Source organism: Vibrio sp. 2433-A1, from assembly GCF_056726085.1.
Genome location: NZ_JBRESC010000001.1, coordinates 37288 through 50657, shown reverse-complemented (window position 1 = coordinate 50657; position 13370 = coordinate 37288). Strand labels below are relative to the sequence as shown.

Annotated in this window: 9 protein-coding genes and 1 pseudogene; 2 read left to right on the top strand and 8 right to left on the bottom strand. The window is 44.1% G+C overall.

All coding sequences use genetic code 11. The features are described from left to right. Window positions 1-25 precede the first annotated feature (25 nt). The 3 genes from ACU01J_RS00190 to ACU01J_RS00180 form a co-directional block, all read right to left on the bottom strand. Window positions 26-1564, bottom strand: a complete 1539-nt coding sequence (locus tag ACU01J_RS00190; RefSeq protein WP_481083896.1) for a SpoVR family protein — start codon at window positions 1562-1564, stop codon at window positions 26-28. 9 nt (window positions 1565-1573) lie between these two features. Further along, on the bottom strand, window positions 1574-2845 hold the full coding sequence (locus ACU01J_RS00185) for a YeaH/YhbH family protein (RefSeq protein ID WP_481083895.1): 1272 nt from the start codon (window positions 2843-2845) through the stop codon (window positions 1574-1576). A 113-nt stretch (window positions 2846-2958) separates the two neighbouring features. Next, on the bottom strand, window positions 2959-4893 hold the full coding sequence (locus ACU01J_RS00180; protein ID WP_481083894.1) for a PrkA family serine protein kinase: 1935 nt from the start codon (window positions 4891-4893) through the stop codon (window positions 2959-2961). A gap of 348 nt (window positions 4894-5241) precedes the next feature. On the opposite strand from ACU01J_RS00180, the pseudogene ACU01J_RS00175 reads away from it, so the two are divergent. Then, a pseudogene (locus ACU01J_RS00175) lies at window positions 5242-5520 on the top strand (MipA/OmpV family protein); the annotation flags it as partial. Between the two features lie 82 nt (window positions 5521-5602). On the opposite strand, the gene ACU01J_RS00170 reads toward ACU01J_RS00175, so the two are convergent. The 3 genes from ACU01J_RS00170 to pflA all read right to left on the bottom strand — a co-directional run bounded on the left by ACU01J_RS00170 (window position 5603) and on the right by pflA (window position 7699). Further along, on the bottom strand, window positions 5603-6103 hold the full coding sequence (locus ACU01J_RS00170; RefSeq protein ID WP_481083893.1) for a YfbU family protein: 501 nt from the start codon (window positions 6101-6103) through the stop codon (window positions 5603-5605). 126 nt (window positions 6104-6229) lie between these two features. Beyond that, entirely contained in the window at window positions 6230-6892 is a 663-nt protein-coding gene (locus ACU01J_RS00165; RefSeq protein WP_481083892.1) for an energy-coupling factor ABC transporter permease, read from the bottom strand. 66 nt (window positions 6893-6958) lie between these two features. Further along, on the bottom strand, window positions 6959-7699 hold the full coding sequence (pflA, locus tag ACU01J_RS00160) for a pyruvate formate lyase 1-activating protein (protein ID WP_481083891.1): 741 nt from the start codon (window positions 7697-7699) through the stop codon (window positions 6959-6961). A gap of 224 nt (window positions 7700-7923) precedes the next feature. Here pflA and ACU01J_RS00155 point away from each other — a divergent pair, with 224 nt between their 5' ends. After that, window positions 7924-9804, top strand: a complete 1881-nt coding sequence (locus ACU01J_RS00155; protein WP_481083890.1) for a methyl-accepting chemotaxis protein — start codon at window positions 7924-7926, stop codon at window positions 9802-9804. Here the strand turns inward: ACU01J_RS00155 and ACU01J_RS00150 are convergent. Together ACU01J_RS00150 and pflB are read right to left on the bottom strand one after the other, a co-directional pair. After that, window positions 9801-10808, bottom strand: a complete 1008-nt coding sequence (locus tag ACU01J_RS00150) for a lipid A deacylase LpxR family protein (RefSeq protein ID WP_481083889.1) — start codon at window positions 10806-10808, stop codon at window positions 9801-9803. The two genes, ACU01J_RS00155 and ACU01J_RS00150, sit on opposite strands and share 4 nt — an antisense overlap. 177 nt (window positions 10809-10985) lie before the next feature. Continuing rightward, window positions 10986-13262, bottom strand: coding sequence for a formate C-acetyltransferase (gene pflB, locus ACU01J_RS00145; protein WP_481083888.1), 2277 nt, complete (start codon window positions 13260-13262; stop codon window positions 10986-10988). Between the last annotated feature and the right edge of the window lie 108 nt (window positions 13263-13370).

Sequence of the window (13370 nt, the reverse complement as noted above, 5' to 3'; positions counted from 1 at the left end):
GGGCCTTTTTTTGTATCAGCGAGGGTTAAATTTTTGCGTCATAATTGTTTCGTTTTGGGCAAGTGCTTAGGATTTCCCGTCTTCCAGTTTCTTTGACTTCTTCCAAAATTACATCGAAGCCCCACAAGCGATATAGGTGCTTCAATACCTCATCGTAGCTGTCATCGAGTGGAATACGGTCATGCGGAACATACTGAAGCGTCAAAGAACGATCACCACGAACATCTACATTAAACACTTGGAGATTTGGCTCTAAGTTACTCAGGTTATATTGAGCGGCGAGTTTTTCTCGAATGGCACGATAGCCATTATCATCATGAATAGCACTGACTTCGATATAGTTTTTACGATCATCATCGACGATGGCAAATAGCTTAAAGTCACGCATCAGTTTTGGTGACAGATATTGGCTGATAAAGCTTTCATCTTTGAAGTTTTTCATCGCAAAATGCACCGCTTCTAACCAATCGGAATCAGCAAGATCAGGGAACCACTCTCGGTCTTCATCGGTAGGCTCTTCACAGATACGTCTGATATCGCGGAACATCGCAAACCCAAGTGCATAAGGATTAATACCGCTGAAGTAAGGGCTGTTATAAGCGGGCTGTGCGACCACGCCTGTGTGGCTGTGGAGGAACTCAAGGATAAACCTATCGGTGACCAGTCCTTCATCATATAAGTGATTAAGAATGGTGTAGTGCCAGTAGGTCGCCCAGCCTTCGTTCATAACTTGAGTCTGCTTTTGCGGATAAAAGTATTGGCTTATTTTACGTACGATACGCACAATTTCGCGTTGCCATGACTCAAGTAGGGGAGCATGTTTTTCTATGAAATAGAGAATGTTTTCTTGAGGTTCGGATGGAAAGCGTACTTTTTGACTTTCTGGCTCAACCTTAGATTTAGGAACGGTTCGCCACAGATCGTTTACCTGTGACTGTAAGTAAGCCTCACGCTCTTCTTGCCTCGATTTCTCTTCGGCAATTGAGATTTTCTCTGGTCGTTTGTAGCGATCGACACCAAAATTCATCAAAGCATGGCAAGAGTCGAGCAAGTTTTCGACTTCTTGGACACCATATTTTTGTTCACATTCTGCGATATAGTTCTTGGCGAATAATAGATAGTCAATAATAGAACTGGCATCAGTCCATGTTTGGAATAGGTAATTACCCTTAAAGAAGGAGTTGTGGCCATAGCAAGCGTGTGCCATTACCAATGCTTGCATCGTGACCGTGTTCTCTTCCATCAAGTAAGCAATACATGGATCGGAGTTAATCACAATCTCGTACGCTAGGCCCATTTGACCGTGTTTATAGCCCTGCTCAGTTTGAATAAATTTCTTACCAAATGACCAGTGATTGTAGTTAATTGGCATACCAATGCTCGAATAAGCGTCCATCATTTGCTCAGAGGTGATGACTTCTATCTGGTTAGGGTATGAATCCAATTTATAGTGTTCAGCGACTCGTTTGATTTCTACGTGGTAGCGCTCTAGCAGATCGAACGTCCAATCTGGCCCGTCAGGGAGTGCTTTAGATTTGGTTGGCTTTTTGGTTTTTGTTGTCATATCGGCCCCCTAAGCGGTCTCTTTTTTGAAAAGCTCTCTGAAGACAGGGAAGATATCTTCAACGCTGCGGATGTTTTTCATCGCGAAGTTTGGAAATCCGCCCTCTAGCTTTTCATACTCATGCCATAAGGTTTGGTGAGAACGACGAGTGATCTCTATATACGAATAGTACTGGCAGTTTGGCAGTAGATGCTTGGTTAATAGCTCTCGACATCGTGGTGAATCGTCGGCCCAGTTATCACCATCAGATGCTTGGGCTGCGTATATGTTCCACTCTCCAACAGGGTAGCGGTCAGCGACGATTTCATTCATTAGCTTAAGTGCGCTTGAAACAATAGTTCCCCCGGTTTCTTGTGAGTAGAAAAACTCGTGTTCGTCGACCTCTTTGGCTTGGGTATGGTGGCGAATGAAAACCACTTCGACATTTTCATAGGTTCGTGTCAGGAAAAGGTAGAGTAAGACGTAGAAACGCTTAGCAATGTCTTTTGTTGCTTGGTCCATCGAACCAGAGACATCCATCAAACAGAACATCACAGCCTGGCTGGATGGAATAGGGCGGCGTTCATAGTTTTTAAAGCGTAAATCGAAGGTATCAATGAACGGCACACTATCTATTTTTCTGCGTAAGCTCTTAATTTCTTCTTGTAAGCGTTTCTCCTCTAGCATTTGCGCAGGTTCACTCATTTTTACTTGGTCGAGCTCCTCCTCGAGTTCACGCAGCATACGCTTTTTGCCTGCCGTCATTGCTGTGCGGCGTGCTAAAGATTGCTGTAGTGATTTGACGATAGCGATATTGGCAGGCACCCCAGCAGTTTGGTAGCCAGCTCGGTGCGTTTTCCATTCGGTGATTTTGTTAATTTGATTCTTTTCTAGATTAGGCAGCTCTAGGTCTTCAAACAGAATATCTAGGTATTCGTCTTTGGAGATCTGAAATACGAAATCATCTTGCCCTTCGCCGTCGGCACTGGCGTCACCTTCACCTGAACCACCGCCTTGACCACCTCCTTTAGGGCGTTCAATTTTGTCACCAGTGATAAATTGGTCGTTACCTGGGTGAACACGCTCTTTTAGTCCACCTTTGCCTTGATGAAACACGGGTTCTTTGATGTCTTTATGAGGGATAGAGACATCTTCACCAGTCTCTGTATTGGTTATTGAACGGCGATTCACCGCATCAGCAACAGATTCTTTGATCTGTTCTTTATGGCGGCGTAAAAAGCGCTGGCGGTTTACAGCACTCTTATTTTTGCCGTTCAGTCGTCGGTCAATAAATTGCGCCATGAGTCACCCCTTATCTCATACATGCCCCACACAAAGGGGCAGGTCATTCTTACATCCTGTCTCCTACCAGAGCGATTAACTCTGGTAGGCTAGTCATGGGCTAAACACTGCTGTTACGAGGATTTACGTACGCGTAGATACCACTCTGAAAGCAGGCGAACTTGTTTCTCTGTATAGCCCTTTTCCATCATACGTGCGACAAAATCGTCGTGTTTCTTCTGATCTTCAGAAGAGGTTTTAGTGTTAAATGAGATAACAGGTAGCAACTCTTCAGTATTTGAGAACATTTTCTTTTCAATTACGGTGCGTAGTTTCTCGTAACTGGTCCAAACCGGGTTGGTGCCATTATTGTTGGCTCGTGCACGGAGTACGAAGTTAACGATCTCGTTACGGAAGTCTTTCGGGTTGCTAATTCCCGCCGTTTTTTCGATTTTTTCTAGTTCATTGTTGAGCGCAGAGCGATCGAACAGTTGGCCAGTTTCAGGGTCACGATACTCTTGATCCTGAATCCAGAAGTCTGCATAAGTGACGTAGCGATCAAAGATATTTTGACCGTATTCAGAGTAAGACTCTAAGTAAGCTGTCTGAATTTCTTTACCAATGAATTCTACGTAGCGAGGCACTAGGTAACCTTTGAGGAACTCTAGGTACTTCTCTGCGGTTTCTTGTGGGAACTGTTCACGCTCGATTTGTTGCTCGATGACGTAGAATAAATGTACTGGGTTAGCGGCGACTTCGGTTTGATCAAAGTTAAATACCCGAGATAGGATCTTAAACGCAAAACGAGTCGACAGACCTGACATACCTTCATCAACACCGGCAAAGTCACGGTACTCTTGATAGCTCTTCGCTTTCGGGTCGGTATCTTTTAATGTTTCGCCATCGTAGACGCGCATTTTAGAGAAAATCGACGAATTTTCTGGTTCTTTCAGACGAGAAAGAATACTGAACTGTGAGAGCAACTCTAGTGTGCTTGGCGAGCAAGGTGCTTTTGATAGCTCTGAGTGATCGAGCAGTTTCTGGTAGATCTTCACTTCTTCCGCCACGCGCAGACAATATGGCACTTTAACTATGTAGACACGGTCAAGGAACGCCTCATTGTTCTTATTGTTGCGGAAGGTTTGCCATTCTGATTCATTCGAGTGAGCGAGGATCATTCCGTCAAACGGCAGTGCGGATAACCCTTCCGTGCCGTTGTAGTTACCTTCTTGGGTTGCAGTCAGTAGTGGGTGCAGCACTTTGATCGGTGCTTTAAACATCTCTACGAACTCCATCAAGCCTTGGTTAGCACGACACAAGGCACCAGAGTAGCTGTAAGCATCAGGGTCATCTTGTGAGTAATGCTCTAATTGACGAATATCGACTTTACCCACTAATGATGAGATATCTTGGTTGTTTTCGTCACCAGGCTCAGTCTTCGCAATCGCCAACTGGTCAAGAATTGAAGGTCGCACCTTAACCACTTTGAACTTGGAAATATCACCGCCAAATTCGTGCAATCGTTTCGCAGCCCAAGGAGACATGATTGAGCGTAAATAGCGTTTTTCAATACCATACTCTTGTTTCAACAAGTCACCGTCTTCGTTGACATCAAATAGGCAGAAAGGGTGATCATTAACTGGGCTACGTTCACCGTTAGCAGACAGTACATATATAGGCACTTGCTGCATGAGCGCTTTGAGTTTTTCAGCTAAAGAAGATTTACCACCACCCACAGGACCCAAGAGGTAGAGGATTTGTTTACGTTCTTCTAAACCTTGAGCGGCGTGTTTCAGGTACGAAACGATTTGCTCGATTGCATCTTCCATACCATAGAAGTCTTTGAATGTTTCGTAACGAGAAATCACGCGATTGGAGAAAATACGACTTAATTGTGGATCCTGTGCAGTATCAATGACCTCAGGCTCACCGATGGCCATCAGTAATCGCTCTGCAGCGTTGGCGTATGCACTTTTGTCGTCTTTACATAAACCAAGGAAGTCCTGTAGGGATAGTTCCTCATCCTTTGAGGCTTCGTAGCGTGCTTGGAAATGGTCGAAAATACTCATAATGAATTCCCCTCTGAACCTGTCAAACTGACAATAAACCCGCATAGAAAAGCAAATCCTTTCTTAGTTAAGACTAGTTGGTTTTTAGAATTCTGCTTAAAAAATATGTGTTTAATTGCAATATGTGACGAAACACTACATATCCGACCACTGATTAGCCAACCGTAGGGAAATTGGTATTTGCACGCCAAATTAAACTGGAGGAATGAATTCGTAATTTCGTGCCATTTATTGCATTTACGTTACTGGCTTAATACTAGTAAGGATCTATTGGTAGTGGCTTAGATATGCCTAAAGAACATAAATTGACCGTTGAGTTTTGGAATGGCGCAACAGATATTCGCGGCATCGATGGGCTACGCATACAATAGTGAGAGACTAAACAATCGTTTGTATGGCGTTACAGCAGAGGAAGCGGCAAGAGCAGGTGACCCTAGTTTGGAGTTTGTACGCAGATTGGGATGGTCAATTCTTCCTAGGTGCGTCTGCGTACATGCACTTAACCCCTAGCATTCGTCTTACTGGCGGTATCCGCTACACCAACCTTGAGGGGGATATTGAAGTAAGCCATTAATCGAAAGTGGTGTTCACACTGCGGCTAATTTTGGTGTTGCATACGTCTTTTAACTTATCGCTATATTTGAATATATCGAATTAAAAAGGGGTGGCTAACAAAGCCACCCCTTTTTTTGATTTGCGGGAATCAATCTTAAGCGTTGAAAATTTGCTTTAATTCATTGGCACACAAGTGGTACTGACGTGGACAGTTTTTCCACGTCGTCAACATGCGACGGTATTTGTCTAGCATTGGCATTTGCGCGTTAAACTGATGTTCACCTTTGTCGAATTGAGGGTAAAGACCTTCAGAGCCGGTTAGGAAGCGGACATAGTTAACCAGCTGTGCTTCAGCTGCGATGTCAAAACCAAGGAAGATTAGGCGGCGTTGGTCAACTTCTTTTTGCTCACTTTCGCTAAGCATATTATTTGACTCTTGCATCGCATGGTACATTTCCATGATATCAATCACTTCGCGACATTCTGCTTCTACTAAGCAGCCAAAGTCTTTGTTCAACTCGCTCATTTGAAGCTCGTAGCCGCGCTCTACGATGGTTTGTAGACGCTGGTATTTTGCCGCATTTTCAGGGTTCATTTGCGACATTAGGTAATATTGATTCGATAGGATCAAACGTTGAGCGTTTGTCATTTCCATGGTGGCCTCACTAAATCATCTAATACATTTTTAATGTGCTTAGGTTATCTGTTCCTTGAAGGGTGAAACATGATCTCAACACATATTTAATATGAAAAGTACAAAGAATCGGTGAGAATTTTTGCACTATTTATGGTAATGGTTATAGATATAGTCTCGGTCGGAAAAGACTCTTAGCAATTCTGGTTTAAAAACGCTGAGCATGGCGAGAGTCATGCCATTCAATAGGCCTTCAGGAAAGGCGAGCAGAGGGGTGAAGACTAAGTAGTTGTCGAATATCGTCTGCCAGTCATAATCAGTGATAGCCAATAAATAGCCAGCATTGATCACCAAGTGCAAGCTTCCAGTAATGCCACCATTTAAGAACCCCGCGACAAAGATAAAGACAAATATGTTGCGCGGAAGGTAATGATAACTTAGCAAGAAAATGCAGTAACTGATGGCAATAGGAATTAATGCTGAGAAGAGTATGTGCTCGGGTAGTTGGTAAAAGGTAATCTCACCAGCAAGCGCGATAAAAAAATAGATAACAATAGATAGGGTGAACGCGCTGCGCCATCCATACATCAGTGTTAAGGCAGTAATCGCTAAAAAGTGAATCGATAACCCTTCTTTTACCCCAGCGTCCACAGACCAGAGTACAAACAGGGCGAAGACAACTGCGAAGGTAATATGCTGAAATGAACGCTCTTGTCTGAGCTTGGGTAGCAACACATCGTGCGCATCACGCCAAGCTAACGGACTTACACATAATATGATCAGAAGAGCGCAGAGCTCATTTAATGCCACGTTAACCTCAAAAAAATACCAACCTTGGTAGGTTGGTATTTTTTACGAATCTTGGCGGACTTGGTATCAGTATTTTACGTTAGAGTGATACTGCTCAAGAATTGAGACGATCGAGTCCATCACTTCTTTCGATGGAGGGTTAGTACCTTCAAGTGGATATTCAAGACCTAGCGCTTCCCATTTATGAGCGCCTAGCTTGTGGTAAGGAAGCAGTTCTACTTTCTCAATGTTGTCCATATCCTTAATGAATTCACCAAGCATATTTGCGGCTTCTGGGTCGTCTGTATAACCCGGCACGACCACGTAGCGAATCCAAGTTTTCTGGCCAATCTTATGTAGGTAACGAGCAAAGTCGAGAGTACGTTTGTTAGAAACACCAATAAAATCATGGTGGATCTCATCTTTCATATGCTTGAGGTCTAACATTACAAGATCGGTTGCTTCTAGCACTTCGTCTACAACATCAGTGTGTTTACGAATGTAGCCGTTGGTGTCTAGACAGGTGTGAATACCTTCTTTGCGTGCCGCGCGGAAGAAATCACGTACAAATTCAGGCTGAAGCATTGCCTCACCACCAGAACATGTCACACCACCACCAGAGGCATTCATAAAGTGACGGTACGATTTAGCTTCGTTGATGATCTCTTCAACAGTAACCTCTTTACCATCATGGGTGTCCCAAGTGTCGCGGTTGTGGCAATACTTACAACGCATTAGACAGCCTTGCAAAAAGACAATAAAGCGGATACCAGGACCGTCTACGGTTCCACACGACTCAAAAGAATGAATACGACCAGTAGTTGACATGAGCTCATCTCGTATTAGTTATTTGCGCGTTATTTTATTACAAATTGTGGGGACAAAATAGGTTTTCTCTGTGTTCTCAACGAGAAAAGCTTAATTAAGAAAAAATGCGCATATTTGCTAAAATTTATGTTATAAAATTGTTTCAACGATATAAAAGACAATAACAATAATTTACAACAGTATGGCAAGGTTTTTTACATCTAGTTGATGCAAAGGAACTTTTTATGGATATGCTTGCGCTCTCTCAAAAACAAAAAGTGACCCTGTTTTTGATTGTTTTGACGATAGGATTTGTTTCCCTCGCCACCTTCACTTCAAGTCGATTGTCACACATGAAAGATCAATATCACAGCAGTGGTGATATTGCTAAGGGCTCCTTGTCGATTTATCAAACCCAAAGTGAGATTCTAACTTTAGGGGGAGAGCTCGATACGATGACGGGCTCACGTGTCGCGGATACGAAAAACGTCATTGAGGAGGTGGTAAAAGCGATTGAGCTGGACTCTCAGTTTCTAAACAAAGTTGGATTAAATCAACAAGCTCAAAGCCTTACTGAAAGCGTTATGAACTTTCGCAGTGCGGTAATGCCCTGGCTGACGTTAAAGCAAGAGATGGGCTTTAATATTGATGAAGGCAAATTGGGGCAGTTAAAACAGCTCGCAACGGTGATAGAACAAAAGATCGTTGAAACGGGCATGGTTACCCTTAATTCAGACTTCCAAGCTATGGTTAAGTCACAACAAAACTATCTACTGCAACCTACCGAAGATAACTTAAAGCTGTTCAATCGTGCGATGGGAAGCTTTGAGAGCATGTCGAATGTCTACGCCATGCTCGAGTTATATGAAAAGGAAATTGAGCAGTATAAACAGACGTTCACTCGGGTTGCGGAGCTATCGCAGCAACTAGGCGTCGTCGAACAACAGCTTGAAGTGTCTAAGAATCAAATGACGCAATTGATTGGTACTATCACCTCCGAATTAGGTGGGATTAGTGACAACTATCAACAAGTTGCTGAAAAATCGTCAAGCCAGACTATGTGGTCGATCATGGTAGCTTGTGTGGTATTAGCTGTGTTTACCATCTCAATCTTTGGTATGCAGAGTGCTTCTATGTCCCGCTCTTTGAGTCGAACCAAAGAAGTGCTGCTTAGCCTATCTCAAGGTGACCTATCTCAGCGTATGACGCCGGCAAAAAATCCTAATGATGAGTTCAATCAGCTAGCAACAAGCATTAATCAAAGCTGTGAAAACCTAGGTGAGTTGGTATTGGGTGTGCAATCCAGTGGCCAAGAGCTTTCTGGGAATGCAGCAGAGCTTAATCAAGGGTTAGATATGCTTGCTCATCACCAGTCAGAAGTTTTAGGCCAAACTCAACTACTTGCTTCGGCAACTGAAGAGGTGAGCGTGACGACTCAAGAGGTCTCTAACTCACTTGAATTTGTGGCAGAAATCAGCCGCTCTTCAACGCATGCAGCGGAAGAGGGGGCAAAAATCATTGGTTCTGCGATTGGATCCTTGGAAGAAGTTAGCGCGATCATGACCTCAGCAGCTGGGCATATTAAGCAACTAGAAGAGGCTTCGTCAAAAGTTGATTCAGTCATGGAGATCATTAACGGAATTGCCGAACAAACCAACTTACTTGCTTTGAATGCGGCTATTGAAGCGGCACGAGCAGGGGAGCAGGGGCGTGGCTTTGCTGTTGTTGCCGATGAAGTACGTAGCCTTGCAGTACGCACTGTTGATGCTGTTACTGAGATCTCAGGAACCATAGAAACCATGAAGAAAGAGAGTGCTGAAGTGATTCAATACATTGGGCAGTCAGAATCTTCAATGACCGCAGGCCGAGAGAAAGGTCATGAAGCTATGGATGCACTTAAACTGATCACTGAAAAGGCAGATGAAGCATCGCATCAAACAGAGGTCATTTTTACCTCAATTAAAGAGCTTGCAACCACTAGTCAGTCAATGGCAGATAACATGACACAGATATCCTCGGCGATGAAAGAGCTTGAAGAGAATAACGCGCAGTTGAAGAGCGTCAGTGGCGCGGTAGAGCAGCGAGCCGGCAGTCTCAATCAAGACTGCCAGAAATTTACGATTTAGAAGAAAGCGTAAAAAGTGATAGCGCCTGTACCATATACGGATTCAGGCGCGTCTTTGTAATCCGGCGTTTTTACAGTTGCCGTCAATGTCGCACCGAACATTTGGTTGTACCAAGCAAAGCCAGTTACGCCCGTCGCTTGAACATTTTCTAGTTCAACATCATAGATACTAGGATCTTCGCCATTAGCAATCGCATATTCATCAACACCAGGGCGGTCACCTTCGATAGTAATATCATTGAAGCGATAGCGTGCTTCCGCGCCAGCGAAGAAGAACCAACCGCCTTGGGAAGCGCCTAGCATACCCGCTCTAAACGGATTCTCGTTGTCGATGTTAGCTGCACCTAAACTACTACCGAGATCGGCACCCCAACGGAACATTAAACCAGTGGATACATCACTGCGGAAGTTACCGACATTAATCTCAGATTCATTAGACATTTCCCACTCTGTATTGGCAACAGCCGGCTGACGAATCAAGTTAAAGTGACTTAAGTAGCCAATACTACCGACTACTCCACTATTAACTTGATAGCCCCAACCCTGTGGTTCACCTGACTTGGTGATTGAATGGACGAGCTTTTGTGCCTGTTCTGAAAGAGAGTTCTCACCTGTTGTACCAATCGTTAGATTGAATCTTTGCGCTTGCTGAGGGTGCAGACTGATGTAATTGAATTCGCCATGCAAGTAGCCCGCATAAGGACGATCATTGATCATTGGCTCGGTCACTTTGATCTCCGAAGGCGTATACATCTTGTGACCCAAAGTGAATTCAAACTTATCTAATGACGTCCCCCCCCAGTATGAAAGACTCAATGGACTAAAGAGCGAGTAGGGAGTGATTGCCCCACTGGTATAGGAGAGAAAAATACCATTGGTATAGTCTTGGTCAACGCCAAAAACGCCATCATTATCAAGCGAAAATTGGATAGTTGATTTTTCCGAGGCAAAAGATGCCGTAGAGGCCAATACAAGTGGCAGCAGCAGTGCGTGGTTTAACTTCATTTGGGTACGCTTCACAAAATAATTGAGATGATAGTACAGGATAAATTGATACAAATGATAGCAATAAATGGGCCATCTGACGGAAGTGTATGTGAAATCGCTGAAAACGGAGAGTTTGATAAGTAGAAATAATAAAGCCCCGCGTTTGCGGGGCTTTAGTCAATCATTTAACTGAGATTATAGAGACTCAGTAAATGTACGTGCGATTACGTCTTTTTGCTGCTCTGCAGTGAGAGAGTTAAAGCGTACTGCGTAACCAGATACGCGGATTGTTAGCTGAGGGTAGTTCTCAGGGTGCTTAACTGCGTCTTCTAGAGTTTCACGGTTAAGAACGTTAACGTTCAGGTGTTGGCCGCCTTCAATGCCTTGCTCATGGTGGAAGTAGCCATCCATTAGACCAGCAAGGTTAGAACGTTGTGAATCTTCTTCTTTACCTAGTGCGTTTGGAACGATAGAGAAGGTGTAAGAGATACCATCTTTTGCGTCTGCAAACGGTAGTTTACCTACAGAAGTAAGAGAAGCTACAGCACCTTTCTCATCGCGACCGTGCATTGGGTTTGCACCTGGAGCAAATGGAGCACCTGCTTTACGGCCGTCTGGTGTAGTACCTGTCTTCTTACCGTATACCACGTTTGAAGTGATAGTAAGGATAGACTGTGTAGGTATTGCATCGCGGTAAGTCTTAAGCTTACGGATCTTGTTCATAAAGATAGTAACAAGTTCACAAGCCATGTCATCTACACGAGCATCGTTGTTACCAAATTTCGGGTAGTCGCCTTCGATGTCAAAGTCGATCGCAATGCCGTCTTCATCACGGATTGGCTTAACTGTGCCGTATTTGATTGCAGATAGAGAGTCAGCTGCAACAGACAGACCAGCGATACCACAAGCCATTGTACGACGTACGTCACGGTCGTGTAGAGCCATAAGCGCTGCTTCGTAGCTGTACTTATCGTGAGAGTAGTGGATTGCATTTAGCGCCGTCACGTATTGCTTAGCTAGCCAATCCATAAAGTTGTCTAGACCAGCCCAAACTTTGTCGAAGTCCAGAACTTCATCAGTCATTGCTTCAGTCTTAGGACCAACTTGGATCTTAAGTTTTTCGTCTACACCGCCGTTGATAACGTAAAGTAGAGTTTTCGCTAGGTTCGCACGAGCGCCGAAGAATTGCATGTGCTTACCGATAACCATTGGAGATACACAACAAGCGATAGCGTAGTCATCGTTGTTGAAATCTGGACGCATTAGGTCATCATTTTCGTACTGGATAGAAGACGTATCGATAGATACCTTCGCACAGAACTTCTTGAAGCCGTCAGGTAGCTGTTCAGACCAAAGTACAGTGATGTTTGGCTCTGGAGAAGGCCCCATAGTGTATAGCGTGTTTAGGAAACGGAAGTTTGTACGTGTAACAAGCGTACGACCGTCAACACCCATACCACCCATAGATTCTGTTGCCCAGATAGGGTCGCCAGAGAATAGTTCATCGTACTCTGGAGTACGTAGGAAACGAACCATACGTAGCTTCATTACGAAGTGGTCGATCATTTCCTGAGCTTGATCTTCAGTGATGATGCCAGCTGCGATGTCGCGCTCAACGTAGATGTCAAGGAAAGTCGAAGTACGACCTAGAGACATAGCCGCGCCGTTTTGAGATTTAACCGCCGCCAGGTAACCGAAGTAAGTCCACTGGATTGCTTCTTGTGCAGTAGTCGCAGGACCAGAAATGTCGAAGCCGTAAGAAGCTGCCATTTCTTTAATTTGACCTAGTGCGCGGTGTTGCTCTTGAAGCTCTTCACGCAACTGCATAGTCATTTGTAGATCGTCGCCAGCTTCTAGCTTCTCTTGAGTAGAGTGGAACTGAGCAACTTTGTCCTTCATTAGGAAGTCAATACCGTATAGTGCTACACGACGGTAATCACCGATGATACGACCACGACCGTATGCATCTGGAAGACCAGTCAAAACACCAGACTTACGACATTTTAGGATATCTGGAGAATAAACATCGAAAACACCTTGGTTGTGTGTTTTACGGTACTCAGAATAGATTTTAGAAACTTGTGGATCAAGCGTACGGCCGTATGCTTTACAAGAACCTTCGATCATACGTACGCCGCCGTTAGGCATAATCGCACGCTTAAGCGGAGCTTCAGTTTGTAGACCTACGATAGTTTCCAGATCTTTGTTAATGTAACCAGCATCATGTGAAGTGATGGTAGAGATAACAGAAGTATCAAAATCAACAGGTGCGTGAGTCGCGTTTTCCTGCTTGATACCTTCCATTACTTTAGCCCAAAGCGTATTGGTTGCTTCAGTACCTTCAGAAACTAGGAAAGACTCGTCGCCTTCATATGGTGTGTAGTTCTTCTGAATGAAGTCGCGAACGTTTACTTCGTTTTGCCAATCACCTTCAGCAAAACCTTCCCAAGCTTTAGCAAATTGCTCTGCCATGACATACCTACCTTTTTAGTAGAAAAAACACGTACCTTACTAACTGTTGAGCCAGCCAGTTCCCATTGCTGGGGCGGTACACTCTTATGAATAACAATATGTATAGCC